Origin of the sequence: Pseudomonas sp. RIT-PI-AD, from assembly GCF_025642785.1 — a bacterium.
GTDB lineage: Bacteria > Pseudomonadota > Gammaproteobacteria > Pseudomonadales > Pseudomonadaceae > Pseudomonas_T.
This window is the reverse complement of sequence record NZ_JANZKU010000006.1, coordinates 34,063-51,175: the sequence shown is the minus strand read 5'-3', so window position 1 is coordinate 51,175 and position 17,113 is coordinate 34,063. Positions and strand designations below refer to the sequence as shown.

14 protein-coding genes are annotated in these 17,113 nt (G+C 67.5%); 9 read left to right on the top strand and 5 right to left on the bottom strand.

The window, feature by feature from the left end:
• The first annotated feature begins 13 nt into the window (after nt 1–13).
• The 4 genes from OGL92_RS07210 to OGL92_RS07195 all read left to right on the top strand — a co-directional run bounded on the left by OGL92_RS07210 (nt 14) and on the right by OGL92_RS07195 (nt 3,032).
• Nucleotides 14–196 carry a hypothetical protein gene (locus tag OGL92_RS07210; RefSeq protein WP_263142208.1) on the top strand — a complete coding sequence of 61 codons (183 nt, stop codon included), beginning with the start codon at nt 14–16 and terminating at the stop codon, nt 194–196.
• A 94-nt stretch (nt 197–290) separates the two neighbouring features.
• Entirely contained in the window at nt 291–1,262 is a 972-nt protein-coding gene (locus OGL92_RS07205; protein WP_263142206.1) for a hypothetical protein, read from the top strand.
• Nucleotides 1,263–1,305: 43 nt separating this feature from the next.
• Nucleotides 1,306–2,238, top strand: coding sequence for a hypothetical protein (locus OGL92_RS07200; RefSeq protein ID WP_263142204.1), 933 nt, complete (start codon nt 1,306–1,308; stop codon nt 2,236–2,238).
• On the top strand, nt 2,232–3,032 hold the full coding sequence (locus tag OGL92_RS07195; protein ID WP_263142202.1) for a phytanoyl-CoA dioxygenase family protein: 801 nt from the start codon (nt 2,232–2,234) through the stop codon (nt 3,030–3,032). Before OGL92_RS07200 ends, OGL92_RS07195 begins: the two co-directional genes overlap by 7 nt.
• 33 nt (nt 3,033–3,065) lie before the next feature.
• On the opposite strand, the gene OGL92_RS07190 is transcribed toward OGL92_RS07195, so the two are convergent.
• A complete protein-coding gene (locus tag OGL92_RS07190; RefSeq protein WP_263142200.1) occupies nt 3,066–5,594 on the bottom strand; it encodes a sulfite reductase flavoprotein subunit alpha in 2,529 nt (842 codons plus the stop codon).
• Between the two features lie 463 nt (nt 5,595–6,057).
• Nucleotides 6,058–7,221 (bottom strand): type III PLP-dependent enzyme, encoded by a 1,164-nt coding sequence (locus tag OGL92_RS07185; RefSeq protein WP_263142197.1) that lies wholly within the window; start codon nt 7,219–7,221, stop codon nt 6,058–6,060.
• A gap of 419 nt (nt 7,222–7,640) precedes the next feature.
• Here OGL92_RS07185 and OGL92_RS07180 point away from each other — a divergent pair, with 419 nt between their 5' ends.
• The 5 genes from OGL92_RS07180 to OGL92_RS07160 all read left to right on the top strand — a co-directional run bounded on the left by OGL92_RS07180 (nt 7,641) and on the right by OGL92_RS07160 (nt 14,740).
• Nucleotides 7,641–9,335, top strand: a complete 1,695-nt coding sequence (locus OGL92_RS07180) for a di-heme-cytochrome C peroxidase (RefSeq protein ID WP_263142195.1) — start codon at nt 7,641–7,643, stop codon at nt 9,333–9,335.
• A gap of 198 nt (nt 9,336–9,533) precedes the next feature.
• Nucleotides 9,534–10,877: an FAD-dependent oxidoreductase gene (locus OGL92_RS07175; protein WP_263142193.1), complete on the top strand. Its 1,344-nt coding sequence runs from the start codon at nt 9,534–9,536 to the stop codon at nt 10,875–10,877.
• A gap of 22 nt (nt 10,878–10,899) precedes the next feature.
• The gene (gene ilvD / locus OGL92_RS07170; RefSeq protein WP_263142191.1) at nt 10,900–12,591 is read left to right on the top strand and encodes a dihydroxy-acid dehydratase; all 1,692 of its coding nucleotides are present in this window, start codon (nt 10,900–10,902) and stop codon (nt 12,589–12,591) included.
• Between the two features lie 7 nt (nt 12,592–12,598).
• On the top strand, nt 12,599–13,273 hold the full coding sequence (locus OGL92_RS07165; protein WP_263142185.1) for a GntR family transcriptional regulator: 675 nt from the start codon (nt 12,599–12,601) through the stop codon (nt 13,271–13,273).
• Nucleotides 13,274–13,396: 123 nt separating this feature from the next.
• Nucleotides 13,397–14,740 (top strand): MFS transporter, encoded by a 1,344-nt coding sequence (locus tag OGL92_RS07160; RefSeq protein WP_263142183.1) that lies wholly within the window; start codon nt 13,397–13,399, stop codon nt 14,738–14,740.
• A 52-nt stretch (nt 14,741–14,792) separates the two neighbouring features.
• Here OGL92_RS07160 and OGL92_RS07155 read toward each other — a convergent pair whose 3' ends face one another.
• From OGL92_RS07155 to OGL92_RS07145, 3 genes are read right to left on the bottom strand one after another with little or no spacing between them, the layout of a single operon-like run.
• Entirely contained in the window at nt 14,793–15,182 is a 390-nt protein-coding gene (locus OGL92_RS07155; RefSeq protein WP_263142182.1) for a tautomerase family protein, read from the bottom strand.
• A gap of 10 nt (nt 15,183–15,192) precedes the next feature.
• Complete coding sequence (locus tag OGL92_RS07150; protein WP_263142181.1) at nt 15,193–15,822, bottom strand: FMN-binding negative transcriptional regulator; 630 nt, start codon at nt 15,820–15,822, stop codon at nt 15,193–15,195.
• 13 nt (nt 15,823–15,835) lie between these two features.
• Nucleotides 15,836–17,107 (bottom strand): FAD-binding oxidoreductase, encoded by a 1,272-nt coding sequence (locus OGL92_RS07145; protein WP_263142180.1) that lies wholly within the window; start codon nt 17,105–17,107, stop codon nt 15,836–15,838.
• Nucleotides 17,108–17,113 lie beyond the last annotated feature (6 nt).

Here is a 17,113-nt window from a genome sequence, read left to right as displayed (position 1 = left end):
AGGAGTAATACCCATGACCCAGGCCAAGAAAACCATCACCAAAGAAGAGATCCTCGATCAGCTCAAGAAAGAGGGCGTGACCGATCTGAATCAGTTCGCCGAATTCCTGATCAAGAAAGTCCACCGCGATGGCGATCCGAGCCAACCCATCGTGGCCAGCGCCATCGTCTATGGGCACGGCTTCGTTTCCCACTGATTAGTTCCAACGCTTGAGCGTCCGTAAGGAGTGGCGGTATCGAACGCGCAATCGCTCTTTGCGGATAACCATGGACATCCTCTCAGGCCCTCCCATGCAAAGCGTATTTCGTAGTGCCGATGACCGGAATCAGATCGCGCAGCGGCTCCTCGCGTGGCTGACGGACAATCTCTCGTTCTTCGATCCGCCCCAGGAGGACCTGCTGTTCGATCAATTGCCCGAGCAGATCGAAGGCGGGCGCGTGCGCAAGGCCTTCGGCGAACTGGGCGTGGCGCTGCGTATCGTGCAGCGTGTCCCGCAGTTGCGGGCCATGGAGGACGCCGTTCGCCTGCGCAGCTTCTGGCTGGAAAAGGTGAAGCAACGCAACATCTTCTTCGACGCCCGCCGCCGGGTGCAGTTGTTCCCCCTGCTGGCCGTCGCCCTGGCCGTGCTGGAAGACCTCGGCGACGAACCGGTCGAGGCGAAACGCGTGCTGCAGAACGTGTTGGACCGCGGCATGCTGGACCGCATCGAACGCAGCCCCTGGCACAAACTGGACCTCAAGTACTACTTCGACGTCGCCCGCCTGCGCTACCGGATGCCCGACGACGCCGCGCTCTATGCCCAGAGCAGCCTCCGCCATCCGCCGTCCCTGTCCTACGCCAGCACCATGGACCTCTACGGCATCACCCACCTGATCTTCCATTTCTCCGATTTCGGCCGCAGCGACCTCGCGCGCCTGGCCGGCGACCCGCTCGACGCCATCCGCGACTACGTGTCCCTGGCGCTCCGGGTCTGCCTGTTCGAGCGGGACTTCGACCTCTCCGCCGAACTGCTGATGAACCTCATCTGCCTGCGCTCCCACGACCGGGACCTGCACTGGGCGGTGACCGACGAACTGCAGAAGATCCAGCAGCCCGGCGGCTTCATCCCCGACCGCATGTGGCTGAACGAGGCCCAGGCCGAGGGCAAGCGCCCATCGCGGGAAGACGAGTTCTTCGCCGTCTACCACCCCACCCTAGTGATGCTGCTGCTCGTGGCCTGCGACATCGACACCTCGAGCCAGGCCGTCCTTGGCCATGGCTGACGCACCGATCACCTCCAGCACGAACGAGCTCAAGGAAGGACCTATGGATGTTCATGCCGGCGAGAGCCCCCTGACCGAAACGATGGTTTTCGGCACCTTCCAGGCGACGCGCGAGGCCGCCGCGCGCGCGCTCGACTGGCTGGCCGCGGCGGCGGGCGCCGGGCGCCTCGACAGCGATCGCCTCGCCATCGACGGGCTGGCCATCGCCCGGGTCTGCTCGCTGATCAACGACGACCTGACGGACGCCGCGCAGGCCGTCATACCGCGCATCCTGAAGGGGCGCACCGCGCTGAACTGGGCCGCCTCCGACCTGTTCGCCGCCCTGCTGGCGATCTCCGGCGTCATCCGTGGCGAGGCTGCCATCGGCGGCGACGCGGCGAACTACCTGGCCCTGTTGCGGGAAGTGAACGCCGAACGTCAGGGCCGGCGGGACGCCCTGCTGAACCAGGCGCTGGATGGAACCGCCGGTGCATTCGATTCCAGCCAGCCGGTGGCGCTGGAGCAGGCCCTGCCGCTGCGCTTCGATCGCCTGGACGCGCTCAAGGGCGTGCTGTCCTTCATCGAGCAATGGTCCGCCTTCGGCCTCCGGGCCTGGCCGACCGACTCGCTGCATTTCGCCCGGTTGCTCGAGGGGGCGGCGGTGGCCACCTTGCGCGGTTATGAGCTGCCCTTCGGCATGCGTCTGCTGCGCGCGGTCCGCTACCTGGACAAGGGCCACTCCGCGGGCCTGGCCACCGGGTTCGAATTCCTCCGCCTGAGCCAGGGCGAAGAGGGCGGGTTCGGCGACTACGACGCGGTCATTGCGCGAATGGCCGCGCAAACGCCGGGCCAGGATGTCGACCTCCCCTTGAGACTGCCGGTGACCCTTCAGGCGTTGTGGACCATGGCCGAGCTGGAACGCCCCGCGCTCCACCTGCTGAGCCGCGCGTTCGGAACCGCCGGCCTGCTGCGGGAAGGAGGCCGGCCAGGATGCTGACCCCGGGACAGATCGAACGCTTCAAAGCCGACGGGGTGCTGATCCTGCGGGACTTCTTCGACCGCGAGGAAATCCTTCGCGGTCGCGAAGAGGTGCTGGCCTACTTCGGCCGCCCCGACTCCGGCGACGACTGGCAACTCGCCCTGGGCCGGCACAGCAGCAGCCAGTTCCACTTCCAGGTCCCGCTGTCGCCAGGGGTCCACCCCCGGCTCACCGCGCTCTACCGGTCGCTCCACGCGGGCCTCGAGTGGCACGGCGAGGACGACCTGATGATCCGCCCGGGGGAGCGCAGCCCCTATGGCCTGGGCATGCCCGCACACCTCGACTTCCCCGTGGCGAGCCCGCTGCGCACCCTGGCGAACAACGTCATCTACTACACCGACGTGCGCCAGGGCGGCGGCGAGTTCCTCTACTGGCCGGGCAGCCATCGCAACGCCTGGGACTACTTCCGCCGCAATCCCCGTGACTACATGGCACGGGGCGAGCGCAGCCAGGACCAGACCTTCGCCCTGCTTCTGCGGGAACTGCCAAGCGAGCCCACGGCCTTCCTGGGCAAGGCCGGCGACCTGCTGATCTGGCATTCGCTGCTGATGCATTCCGGCTCGGTCAATTCGCGGCGGGAAACCCGCATCGCCACCGTCGGGCGTTGGGGCATGCCGCTGGACGAAGCCGCCACCTACGACTTCGAGCGTGACATGTGGGAGCACTGGCAGTTCGCCCCGCGACCCGAGGCCATCGCGAAAACCAGCCGGGTGGCGCACGGCGAAATGGCCGGAGAGGAAGGGCCGGGCTGACCGGCCGTCGCAGCCGGCACTTTCGTATGGGCCCTAGTACACGTCCCGGCGGTAACGCCCGCTCTCGCTGAGGCTGTCCACCGCCGCGGCGCCCAGCAGTTCCACCAGGACCTGGTCGACGCCCTCGGCCATGCCGACCAGGCTGCCGCAGACGTACAGGGCGGCGCCGTCGTGCAGCCAGCGACGCAGTTCCCCGGCAGCCTCGCGCAAGCGATCCTGCACGTAGACCCTGGTCGCCTGGTCGCGCGAGAACGCCAGGTCCAGGCGCGCCAGTTCGCCGCGGGCGAGGCAACCCTCCAGTTCGTCCCGGTAATAGAAGTCACGGGCGGCGTTGCGCTCGCCGAACAGCAGCCAATTGCGGGTTTCGCCGGCGGCGATCCGCGCCCTGAGCAGGCTGCGCAAACCGGCGAGGCCGGTGCCGCTGCCGATCAGGATCAACGGCACCGGCTGTTCCGGCAGATGAAAGGCACTGTTGCGCCGCACCCGCGCCAGCAGCCGCCCCTCCAGCGGCGCGTGGGCAGTCAGCCAGCCGGAGCCGATACCCAGGGAGCCGTCGGGCAGGATGGCCTGGCGGACGATCAGCTCCAGCACCCCGTCCTGGGGCAGCGAGGCGATGGAGTATTCGCGGGTGCCCAACGGCGCCAGGGCGTCGAACAGCGCCTGGGCGTGCAGGCCGACCAGGTGGGCGAATCCGTCCGGCAACTGGCGGCTGGTCAGGGCCTGGTGCAGCGGCTGCGCCAGTTCGCCGACCTGTACCCACAGGGAAGGCTCGAGCCCCAGGCGTTGCAGCCAGGCCCGGACCCGGCCCTCGTCCTGGCGGGGCAACACCTCGAGGATGTCGCCGGCGCTCCAGTCGACGGCTTCGCCGGGTTCCAGGGCGACCCGGTAGGTGGGTTCGCCCTGACTGCCCGGATTGAGGCAGAGCCGTTCGGCCAGACGCCAGGCGAGGAACGGCGCCTCGGCCTGGTGCAGCGGCTGTGCACCGGTGAGGTCGGCCAACTGGTGCTGCCAGCGGGTCAACGCCAACTCGTCGCCGTTATCCACCTCCACCGGTTCGAACAGGCTGCGGGCGCCGCTGCTGCCGAGCCAGTCGTGCAGGCGCCGGGCGAAGGCACAGAACTGCTCGTATTGGCGGTCGCCGAGGGCCAGCACGGCGTAGCGCAGATGGCCGAGGTCGAGGCGTTGGGCGAGCAACCGACGTTCGAAGCCGCGCGCGCTGTCGGGGGCCTCGCCCTCGCCGAAGGTACTGACCACGAACAGGGCCCGCTGGACGTCGCGCAGGCGCTGGGCGTCCAGCCCAGAGAGCGCCTGCACGCGCACCGGCAGGCCGGCCGCCTGCAGTTGCCGCGCCGTTTGCCAGGCCAGTTGCTCGGCGAAGCCGCTCTGGCTGGCGAAGCCCACCAGCCAGGCCTCGCCGTCGCCCTGGCCGAAGCCATCCTCCGAGCCGCGGGCCAGGCGCACCGCCCGCTGCTTGCGGCGGCGGTCGAGATAGAGCAGCCAGCCGGTGACGAAGAACAGTGGCATGCCCAGGCTCGCCAGCATGTACAGGAGCCGCCCCGGCAGGCCGAAGTACTCGCCGGTGTGCAGCGCATAGACGCTGGCCAGCCATTGTGCCGGCAGGGACTTCTCGACGTAGCGCGCCTGATGCCGCACCTTGCCGTCCGCCGGGTCCAGTTCGAGTTCGTTGAAGGCCCGCGGATGCGCGGCATCACGCAGCAGATAGAAGGCTTCCGCCGACTCCCCGGCCACGGCGGGCAGGCGCAGGCTGTAGAACTTCAGGTCCGCGCCGGCGACCTCCCGCAGGCTACGCCAGAGCGCATCGAAATCCACCTGGGGCGGTCCGCCGCCCGGCGCGGATTCGCCGCCCCCGGCCTGCGCCTGGCGCACCTCCGGTTCGTCGCCCAGCCACCGGGTGAGGCCCTCGCGGTACCAGCCATAGGACCAATACAGGCCGGTGAGCGCCGCCAGCAGGTAGATCGCCAGGCACCAGGTCCCGGCCACCGCGTGCAGGTCCCAGTTGAAACCCCGGCCGGTCTTCGACCAGTCCAGGGTCAGCCAGGTCCGCCAGTTCAGCGCCCGTCGCGGCCAGCGCAGGTAAAGCCCGGACAGGCAGAAGAAGATCAGTGCCAGGGTACTCGCCGCGGTGAGCTGCTTGCCGGTCTCGCCCAGGGCGAGTGTCCGGTGCAGCAGCAGCACGAACTCGAAGAACGCCGTGCCGCGCCATTCGGCGACGCGCTCGCCGGTATAAGGGTCCATCAGCAACAGCGCGCCACGCCGCTGGCCCGGTGGCGGGGTGAGGTACACCCGCGCCGGGTTGCCGCTGCCGATTTCCACCCAGAGGATGGCGACGCCCTTGCCTTCCAGTGCCGTGGCCTTGGCCACCAGTTGAGCGGGCGGCAGCACCTCGGCGTCGCGGCGCTCGATGCGGCTTTGCGGATTGAGTGCCTGGAGGATTTCCGCCTGGAACGCGTAAAGCGCGCCGGTCACGCCCATCAGCGCCAGCACCAGGCCGGCGCTGATCCCGAAGAACCAGTGCAACTGGAAGATCGTTTTCTTGAACACCACGTTTTCCCATCGCTGGAGCGCGCCCGCAGGGTTGCGCTCCGGTTTCAACCGCGGCCGTTGTGCGGCCATGAATCCGAAAGCCTCCGGCCTGGCGTCGGCGTCCCAAGGTCCGCAGGTAGCGTTCGGAAGTGACCTGGAAGGTCCTGGGCGGGGGCGAATGCCCGCCAGTCGCGCTGAACGAGCCGGCCCTGAAAAAGCCGGGAAGGCTCTGGCTCGGCACTCCGGGACCGGCGGGCAGGCTGTCGCGAGTACCGACTGTAACCGATTCTGCTTCGCATCGCGAAGCGAAGGGTCCTCGTCGGGGAAAGACTCCGTTGCGGCGAACCCGCGCCGATCGCCGCCTGCTCCGCGGCCCTATGGGCCCCTATGGAGGCATGGGCTCGCCGTCGACGGCCGCTTGCGGTTTCCCGCGCCCATGAAAAAGCCCCGCCTGGGCGGGGCTTCGAAACGCGGGAAAGGCTTACAGATAGAACGCCTTCAGCGGCGGAAACCCATTGAACTCCACCGCGCTGTAGCTGGTGGTGTAGGCCCCGGTGGACAACCAGTACAGGCGGTCGCCGATGGCCAGGTTCAGCGGCAGGCCGTACTTGTAGTTCTCGTACATGATGTCGGCGCTGTCGCAGGTGGGGCCGGCGATGACCACTTCCTCCATCTCGCCTTTCTTCTCGGTCCAGATCGGGAACTTGATGGCTTCGTCCATGGTTTCGATCAGGCCGGAGAACTTGCCCACGTCGGTGTACACCCAGCGCTCGACGGCGGTGCGCGACTTGCGCGCCACCAGCACCACTTCGCTGACCAGGATGCCGGCGTTGGCGATCAGCGAGCGGCCCGGCTCGAGGATGATTTCCGGCAGTTCGTCGCCGAAATCTTCCTTGAGGAAGCGGATGATTTCCTCCGCATAGGTTTCCAGGCTGTTGGTGCGGGTGATGTAGTTGGCCGGGAAGCCGCCGCCCATGTTGATCAGCTTGAGGTGGATGCCGTCCTCTTCCTTCAGGCGCTCGAAGATCACCTTGACCTTGGCGATGGCCGCGTCCCACACGCTGATGTCGCGCTGTTGCGAACCGACGTGGAAGGAAATGCCGTAGGGCACCAGGCCCAGGTCGCGGGCGAGGATCAGCAGGTCCATGGCCATGTCGGTCTGGCAGCCGAACTTGCGCGACAGCGGCCAGTCGGCGGTGGTGGAACCTTCGGTGAGGATGCGCACGTAGACCTTGGAGCCCGGCGCGGCCTTGGCGATGTTGCGCAGGTCGGCTTCGGAATCGGTGGCGTAGAGGCGCACGCCCTTGTCGTAGAAGTAGCGGATGTCGCGGGATTTCTTGATGGTATTGCCGTAGCTGATGCGCTCGGGACCGACGCCCTGGTTCATCACCTTGTCCAGCTCGTAGATCGAGGCGATGTCGAAGTTCGAGCCCTTATCGCGCAGCAGGTCGATGATCTCCACGGCCGGGTTGGCCTTGACCGCGTAGTACACCTTGGCGAATTCGAAACCGGCGCGCAGGTCGTCGTAGGCCTTGCCGATCATCGCGGTATCGATGAGCACGAACGGGGTTTCTTGCTGATCGGCGAACGCCTTCATGCGTTGGAAGGTTTCGCGCGCGAAATAGTCTTCTACCTGGATCGGCATGCGGGGAACTCCATATGGCAAAACAAAGGAAATGAAAGGGGTGAAAGTGAACGTCTAATCCGTTTCCCCACTTTGGTTCGCCTACTTCCCAAGGCATGTCGCCGAGGATTACCGGGGGCAACCTCTCGTCGTCAGTACTTGAGCCGGATGGATCGTTTCCAGCATGGACGTTCGGGCGCGAACTGTAGGACCAAGGGGAGCGCAGATCAATCAAAAATTTGCCGACGATCCACCCCGTTTTTCCACGGGCGTTCGCTCAACCTCTGGATAACCGACCGGCATGACAAATCAACGTTCCCGAACCAGGCCGACGGCCTGATCGAAGGCGCTCCAATACCCTCACTTTTAGTATTGCAATTGGCTTGGCGACTGCTTAAATCCAGGCATAAGGAAGTTCTCACCCACGCAAGGACGTCGACATGCGCACTCCCTCTGCCGCACTCCAGGCGGGCCTGCTGGCCTGCGCCATTTCCACCGGACTCCGGGCCGCGCCACCCGAACCCATCCAGGTCGACCAGGGTTCCCATTGGGGCGAGCACAATCGCCAGGAGTACTACACCTACGACCAGGGTGCGCGGATCATGCCGGCGAGCTGGATCATCGCCCTCAAGCAAGCCGACGGCACGCCCTTCACCGCCGACAACCTGAGCCGCTACGGCTATCTGCCCAACCCGAACGGACCGGTGGAGAACCTGCCGGTCGGGTTCACCCTGACCAACGACCACACCGGGCAGAACATCGGCATGAACTGCTCGGCCTGCCACACCCGGCAGATCGAAGTGGGCGGCCAGGCCTACCGCATCGACGGCGGGCCGGCGATCGTCGACTTCCAGCACCTGCTCTCCGACCTGGACGCCGCCATGGGCCGGGTAGTCAACCAGGACGAGGTGTTCGACGCCTTCGCCCTGAACGTCCTCGGCTCCGGCGCCACCCAGATGCAACGCCTGCAACTGCAACAAGAGGTGAAGGACTGGTACCTGCCCTATCACACCCTGATGCAGCGCGCGCTGCCCGACCCGCCCTGGGGTCCGGCGCGCCTGGACGCGGTGTCGATGATCTTCAACCGGCTGGCCGGACTGGACATCGGGCCTCCGCCACACTTCATGATTCCCGACAACATCCAGCCGGCCGATGCCCCGGTGCGCTATCCCTTCCTGTGGAACGCCTCGAAACAGGACTACACCCAATGGCCGGGCTTTTCCCAGAACGGCAACGAAGTGTTTTCCCTGGCGCGCAATCTGGGCGAGGTGTACGGCGTCTTCGCCATCTTCCATCCGAAGAAGGACAAATCCCTGCTGAAGATCAACTACCTGGGCGACAACTCGGCGAATTTCCATGGCCTGGAGAAATTCGAGGAACTGATCCGCCGCATCGGCCCGCCGAAGTGGCCGTGGAAGGTGGACCTCGGCCTCGCCGAACAGGGCAAGGCCATCTACAACCGCAGCACCGCCGACGGCGGCTGCGTCGAATGCCACGGCATCCGCAAGGGCGAATTCCGCGGCATCGGCGACGAGACCTGGGCCACCAAGCTGGTGGACGTCGGCACGGATAGCCGGGAATACAGCATCCTCAAGCGCGAGGTGAACACCGGCGTGCTGTCCGGCGCCAAGGTCCTGATCAAGCCGGCGCTGAAACCGCAGGACACCGCGTTCAACACCCTCGCCACGGCGGTGCTGGGCTCGATCCTGCAGCACACCTTCAAACCCTCCTCCCAGGGCCAGAAGGCCTTCGCCCAGTTGAACGTCGCCCATACCGCGCAGTTGAAGGATGCCTACCGCACCGAGGCCGTGGCCGCGGAACCCCAGTTCCCCTACGAGTCCCGCGTGCTGGAAGGCATCTGGGCGGCGGCGCCCTACCTGCACAACGGCTCGGTACCGACGCTGGCCGAGTTGCTCAAGCCGGCTTCCGAGCGGGTCGCATCCTTCGCCGTGGGTCCCGCCTACGACATCGACGCGATCGGCCTGGCGGCGAAGCAGGATCGCTTCGGCTACAGCCTGCAAACCACCGATTGCAGCCAACGCGATTCCGGCAACAGCCGCTGCGGCCATGAGTTCGGCACCCAGTTGCCGGCCGCCGAGAAAACCGCGCTGCTGGAATACCTGAAGCTGCTCTGACCTAACCGGCCCGACCACGGCGATCCCTCGCCGTGGTCGGTTTCCCGCGACCCCCTCCCCCCGATCGCCACAGGCACGTCAGTCCCGAGCCCTTCATTTCAAAACACACGCGACATCTAATATGTCAGTTGAATGTTGACAATCTTTTACCGCTGTACGAAGGTAGGTCCATAACGACAAGCACGAGTGACACCCCCCATGAGCGCTCCCCTTCCGCATCCCAGCGATGCACGGCCGGTGACCCTGCTGCATACCGATGTCCTGATCGTCGGGGGCGGCGCCGCCGGCGTCGCCACGGCGATCACCGCCGCGCGCCGTGGCTGCGCGGTGACCCTGGTGGAAAAGTACGGGTTCTGCGGCGGAGGCGCCGTCGCGGGGCTCTCCGGCACCCTCTGCGGCTTGTACGAGGCCGCCGAAGGCGACGCCCCGCCGCGGCAACTGGTGCACGGCTTCGTCGACGAGTTCGTCGCCGCCCTGGAGCGCCGCCAGGGCCTCACCGAGCCGCTCAGGTACGGCAAGACCTATACCCGCGTGCACGACCCGCTGGTCTGGCGCGAGGTCGCCGACGCCCTGTTGCGCGAGGCCGGCGTGCGCATCCTCTACCACGCCCTGGTGACCGAGGTGATCCGCGAGGGCGAGCGCACCCTGGGCGCCCAGGTCTACACCAAGCAAGGCAAGCTGCGCATCCTGGCGCCGGTGACGGTGGACGCCAGCGGCGATGCCGACCTGATCGCCATGGCGGGGCTGCCCGACACCATCGGCGACCACGGCCGGGTGCAGAACCCGACCATGATCTTCAAGCTCTCCGGGGTCGACGTCGCGCGCTTCTCGCGCACCTATGGCGCGGACACCATCATGCCGCCGGCGGTCTCGGCGATGATCGCCGAGGCCAACGGCCAGGGCTATCGCCTACCACGCAGCAAGATCTGGCTGTTCCCCACGCCGCGCCCGGACGAACTGCTGTGCAACTGCACGCGGGTCACCGGGGCCGACGGCCGCGAACTCAATCCGCTGAACTATCAGGATTTCACCGAGGCCGAGCTGGAAGGCCGCCTGCAGGTCCGCGAATACGCGCGCTTCTTCAAGGCCTACATCGCCGGCTGCGAAGCCAGTTGGGTGAACGACACCGCGCCCCAGGTCGGGGTGCGCCAGACCCGGCAGCTCGTCGGCCGCGACACCCTGAGCAACGCCGCCATCCTCGCCGGGCGCAAGTCCGCCGACGGCATCGCCCGCAGCCCCTGGCCGATCGAGCTGCACAGCGGCGAACGGCCGAAGGTGGAGTGGTTGCTCAACGACTTCTACGAAATCCCCCTGGGGTGTTTCATCCCGCGCCAGGGCGAAGGCCTGCTGGCCGCCGGCCGCTGCCTGTCGGCCGAGCACGAGGCGGTGGCCTCGGCGCGGGTCACCGCCCAATGCTTTTCCTACGGCCATGCGCTCGGCCACGCCGCAGCGCTGATGGCCCGGGAAGGGCTCGACGCAGGCGACCTGCAAGGCAGCGCCATCCGCGCGCTGCTCAACCGTGACGGCGCCCGGCTCGATTGAGCCGGAGAACGAGGAAAACCCGATGACACGCAAACTGCGCAGTAACTTCACCCCCGGCACCACCCGCTGGGCGGTCCGCCGCTCGCAATGGATCGCCATGGGCATCCCGGAAGCGGATTTCGAGAAGCCGAAGATCGCGGTGGTCAACTCGTCGAGCAAGCTGTCGGTCTGCTACCAGCACCTCGACGACGTCTCGCAACGGGTGCAGGCGGCGATCCGTGCCGCCGGCGCGCTGCCCTTCGAGATCCGCACGGTGGCACCCTCGGACTTCGTCACCAGCGCCGGCAAGCAGGGCCGCTACCTGATGCCGACCCGCGACCTGCTGGTCAACGACGTCGAGGTGCAGGTGGAAGGTGCCGAACTCGACGGCATGATCCTGCTGGCCTCCTGCGACAAGACCACGCCCGCGCAACTGATGGCCGCCGGCCGCCTCGACGTGCCCAGCCTGGTGCTTACCTGCGGCTACCAACTGGGCTCCCAGTGCGGCGGCCGCGACGTGGACATCGAGGAAGTCTACAAGGCGGTCGGCGCGCTGAAGGCCAACCGCATCGAACTGGCCAACCTCACCGAAATGACCCGCCATGCGATCAAGGGCCCGGGCGTATGCGCCGGCATGGCCACCGCCAACTCCATGCACTGCATGGCCGAGGCGCTGGGCATGAGCCTGACCGGCAACGCGCCGATCCGCGCCGGCAGCGACGCCCTCTACGCCCTCGCCGAACGCGCCGGCCAGGCCATCGTCAGGCTGGTGGAGGACGACCTGCGCCCGCGCCGGATCATGACCCCCGCGGCGTTCCGCAACGCGGTGCGTACCGCGGTGGCCATCGGCGCCTCGGTGAACGTGGTGCGCCATCTCACCGCTATCGCCCTGGAAAGCGAGTGCGCGGTGGACATCATCGGCGAGTTCGAGGCCGCCGCCCGGCAACTCGGGCAGATCACCCAGGTGCGCCCCAACGGCCCCGACCGGATCGAAGACTTCGCCGCCGCCGGCGGCTGCGCCGGGGCGATGAAGCGCCTGTTACCGGTGCTGGACGCCGAGGTGCTGACCGTTTCCGGGCGCACCCTCGGCGAGAACCTCGCCGAATGCGCCGAACCCGACCCGGCGGTGATCGCGCCGCTGGACCGTCCCCTGCGCCCGGAGCCGGGGTTGATCGTGATCCGCGGCAACCTCGCCCCCGACGGGGCGGTGGTGAAACTCTCCGCGGTGCCGGCCCACGTGCGCCAGTTCAGCGGTCGCGCGGTGGTCTTCGAGGACGAGAACCTGGCCATCGCCGGCCTGGAGAACGACGGCATCCGCAACGGCGACGTGGTGGTATTGCGCATGCTCGGGCCGAAGGGCGGGCCGGGTACGGTGTTCGCCGCCAGCTTCATGGCGGCCCTGGTCGGCGCCGGCTTCGGCAGCGAAGTGGCGGTGGTGACCGACGGCGAGCTGTCCGGGCTGAACAGCGGCATCACCATCGGCCAGGTGATGCCGGAAGCGGCGGAAGGCGGCCCGCTGGCGGCGGTGCGCAACGGCGATCGCATCCTCATCGACCTGGAGCGCCGGCAGATCGCCCTGGACCTTCCGCCCGGAGAACTGGAGGTTCGCTTGGCAGCCCTTCCGCCGCGCCCGCCGACCACGGAGAAAGGCTGGCTGGCGATGTACCAGCAACTCGTGCAACCTTTGTCCCAGGGCGCGGTTCTGGGTGCGCGCTCATTCAATCAGGACGGATGACACACACATGAGTTCTCTCGCCTCCCCTCCCCGCCAACTCCTTCCGGCCGAGGAAAGCCTGGTGGATCAGGCCTACGCGCAGATCGAAGAGCGCATCGTGACCCTGCAATTGGCGCCGGGTCAGGTGGTCTCGGAGAACATGCTCTCGGCGCTGCTCGGCCTCGGCCGCACGCCGGTGCGCGAGGCCCTGCAACAGCTGGCCCGGGAGGGTCTGGTGGTGATCATGCCGAAGCGCGGGATCATCGTCTCCGAGATCGACGTGCGCAAGCAGCTCAAACTGCTGGAAGTGCGCCGCGAGATCGAGCGTTACCTGGTCGGGTCGGCGGCGCGGCGCGCCGAGGCGGAAGAACGCCAAGCCTTCGACGACCTCGCCGAGCGCCTCGACGCCGCCGGCGCCAGCAGCGACGGCGAAGCCTTCCTGGCCCTCGACCGAAGCTTCAACCGTCTGTTGCTGCAAGCCGGGCGCAACGACTACGCGACGGCGGTGATGAAGCTGATGCAAGGGTTGTCGCGGCGTTTCTGGTTCGCCCACTACAAGCAGTCGGCCAACCTGCCGGAAGCGGCACAGTTGCACGCGCGGATCGCCCGGCACATCGCCGCCAACCAACCCGAGCTGGCCATGCAGGACCTCGATCGGCTGATCGACAACGTGGAGACCTTCACCCGCGCCACCCTGGACTGAAGCACCCGGCCAGGCACGCCGCCCGACCCGCCAGGGAGACGTGGGCGGGTCTTGCCCGAATGACTGATATGTCAGACGCATATCCTTGATATTCATAAACAAGAACAATAACGGAGATCGATGATGAAAGCGCTCATGCCCTACCGTTGGTGGATCGCCATCGTGCTGTTCGCCGCCTACAGCATCCAATACCTCGACCGCGTGAAGAGCAGCGTGCTGATGCCTTCGATGGCCCACGACATCGGCCTGACGACATCCGATATCGGCACCGGCGCCTTCCTCATGCTGCTGTTCTACGGCCCGTCCCAGTACGTGTCCGGCTTGCTCACCGACCGCTTCGGCGCCAGGCGCATCCTGATCTTCTCGGTGATCGCCTGGTCGGTCATGACGGTCTGGATGGGCCACATCCAAACCCGCGAGGAATACCTCTGGCGGATGGCCCTGTTCGGCATGATGGTGGGCACCGAATACGTACCCTCCGCGCGCATCCTGATGCGCTGGTTCAACAAGCAAGGGCGCGCCCGCGCCCAGGCTCTGCTGTCCTGGGCCTGGATCCTGACGCCGGCCTGGGCCAGCGTGCTGGCCACGCAACTGGCGGCCCATGCCGAAAGCTGGCGCCTGGTGTTCTACGTCACCGGCGCCCTGGGGATTCTCCCGCTGCTGATGATCCTGCGCTGGGTCTACGACCGTCCGGAACAGTACGCGCGGGTCACCGAGGCCGACCTGGACTACGCCTACCGCGACGAAATCGAGGCCGGCACCCTGAACCGGGGCGAATACGCCAACGCCCAGGGCGATATCCTCCGCCAGAGCAGCCTGCGCTTTCGCGACTTCTTCAAGAACCGCTCCTACGTGGCCGTGGTGTTCGTCGACATCGTCATGCAAATCACCCTCTACGGGGCGCTGACCTGGATTCCGCTGTACCTGTCCGACGTATTCGGCTTCAGCCTGGTGCAGATGGGCATGTGGAGCGCCGCTTATTTCATCGCCGGCGCGGTGGGCAGCTTCACCTCGTCCTACCTGTCCGACAAGGTGTTCCATGGCAACCGACGGGTGATGATCCTGGCCTGTTTCATCGGCCTGGTGCCCTTCATCGCGCTGCTGGCCAGCCTGCAGCACGCCGACCACAACTTGCTGCTGCTCGCACTGTGCGGCATGGGGTTCTTCGGCAACATGGCCTGGGGCCCGTTCCTCGCCGTGCCGGCGGAAATCTTCACCCCGGAGGTGTACGGCAAGGCAATGGGCTTCGTGAACGGCGTCGGCTACACCGTGGCAGCCTTCTCGGCGAAGATCTTCGCCGCCCTGGTGGTGGTCGACGGCGCCGGGCTCAAGGATTACTCCTATGGCTGGTACTTCATCGCCGCCTGCGTGATGCTCGGCATCGTCGCCGCCAGCCAGATCCGCCCCACTCCCGGCGCGGGCCAGAACGAAACCCGGATTCCGGCGCGGCCGCGCCTGAGCACCTGAACGCCGGGCGCCGCCGCTCGTTCGGCGGCGCCTGTCTCTCGCGTCGCCGGTGCTACACCTGCACCGAATAACCGAAATCGATATCGCAGGCCGCGATACCGCCGCGCATGCCCCAGTTTTCCGCGGGATGCTCGTCCAGCAGCACCAGGATGGCGGTGGTCGGCACGCCCAACTGTCGGGACAGGCGCTCGCTGAGCACCCGGTAGAGCCTGCGCTTGGTGGGCAGGGTACGCCCCTGGAACAGGGTGATGTGCACGTGCAGGTAATGCTCGCGGTCTCCCGGTGCGCGGAAGTCCTCGGCGGCGAAGCTCTGGTAGCGGGCCTGGAGTTCCTCGTCGCTGACGCCGAACACCTCCTTCAGGGCGGCATAGACGGTTTCGACGATGGCGCGCTTCTGCTCCGGCTCGCGCGGGCCGGACTCCTCGATACGAACGATGGGCATTGGGGCTTCCCTATGGGGTGACGGAGGACGGGGCGGTGAAATCCTTTAGCAGCTCCAGCAGGTCGCGGAGATCGTCGCGCCGCTTGTCGAGGAGCCAGTCGAGGGCCGAGGCGCTGTCTTCGCTGCGCTTGTCCTGGGACAGCTTGAAGCGCCCCTCGATGCTCGACGGGGTGATCGTCAGCCCGAGGATGTGCGGCAGGTTGGCGACCACCCGCGGGTCTTCCTCCTCCACCTGGAACGTCGAGCCGCAGTGCGCCAGCTGCTCGGCAGTGCGCTGCAGGATGGTCAGGACCTCGGGCCCGCTGTCGATCACCTCGACTCGCGCGTCCAGGTGCACCGCCAGGTAATTCCAGGTGGGCAGTTGCCGGTGCCGGTAGGCCTCCGGCGGGATGTAGCTCGACGGTCCGACGAACACGATGTGCGCATCGAAACCGGCGCCCGCCTCGAACTGCGGATTGCGCCGGTCCACGTGGCCGTAGAGGGTGCCGTCCGGGTTGCGCAGCAGGGGGATATGGCTGCTGTGGTAGCGCCCCTCGACGTAAGAGGTGATCAGCGCCAGCGGGAAGGCATCGATGAAACGGTCGATCAGATCCCGGCGCGTGCAGCGGTAGTCGCTGTAATGGAAGGGGCAGTGATTCATGGGGAGAGAACTCTCAGCGAACGAAAGTGGGAGTGACGGCCGGCGCCAGGCCGCGGCGGCGCCGGCGGCGGTCCAAGGCGATCGCCAGGCGCCCGAGCCAGCCCAACAGGGCGGTGCCCTGCCAGGGCTCGCGTGCGCTGGGCGGCAGCCCCAGGGCCGGGCCATCGAGCAGGCGCTCCACCAGCAGGCGCCCCATCAGGCTCGACAGGGCCAACCCGCGACCATTGCAACCGCTCCAGTGGATCAGCCGCTCGCCGCGGACATCCACCCGCGGCAGGCCGTTCAAGGTCAGGCCGACCCAGCCCGCCCAGAGGTGTTCGAGCGCGTCCGGCTCGACGCCGTATAGATGGCGGATGCGCTGGCCCAGCAAGGCCTCGCACTGGCGGCGCCCGCGCAGCGCGGGCAAGGCGAAGCAACCGGTCAGCAACCGCTGACCGGGCAGCGTGCGGAAGAACCACATGTCCTTGCGGTTATCCGAGAATGGCATGCGCGCGTCGCCAGGCGCCTGCGCCGGCATGCGGAAGGTCGCCAGGACCAGCGCCAGGGGGCTGATGGAACGCCGGGTACCGGCGCTGGCATCGGTCCCGTAGGCGTTGCCGGCCACCAACACCCGCGAGGCATGGACATCGCCTTGGGCCGTGCGCACGCGGTAGCCCGCCCCTTCGGCGCGGATGTCCAGGACCGCACAGCCTTCCCGCACCACTCCGCCGGCGGTCTCGACGCGCGCCGCCATGGCTTGCACCAGGGCATAGGGATCGACCTGCCCACCCTGCTCGAAGCACAGCCCGCCGGCATAGCACTCGGTGCCCAGCTCGCGGTGCAGCCGCTGCCGGTCGGCGACCTCCACCTCGACGCCCAACCGGCACCAGTCCCGCGCCAGGGTGTCCAGGGCGCGCGGGTCGTAGGGCGAGTCCCAGGGTTGCATCCAGCCGCGCAGCGGCGAGGCTCCGGGCAGGGCCAGCAGGCGCTCGCTGGCCTGTTGCAGGCCACGGGCGAACGGGCCGGCGGCCTCGCCCAGATGCCGCGCCAGGCTGTCGGGGGTATGCCGCGACGGCGCCGGCACGACGAACCCGGAATTACGCCCGCTGGCGCCGGCGCCGACGTGGCGCGCCTCCAGCAGGGTGACCGAGCAGCCGGCGTCGAGCCCGTGCAGGGCGGCCGACAGGCCGCCGAGGCCGGCGCCGACGATCAGCAGGTCGCTGTGTGCCGGCAGCGCGGGCACCCGCAAGGGCCGCTCCGTGGCCTGCAGTTGCCAGATCGACAGAGCCGCGAGCCACTCTTTCAACCCCGC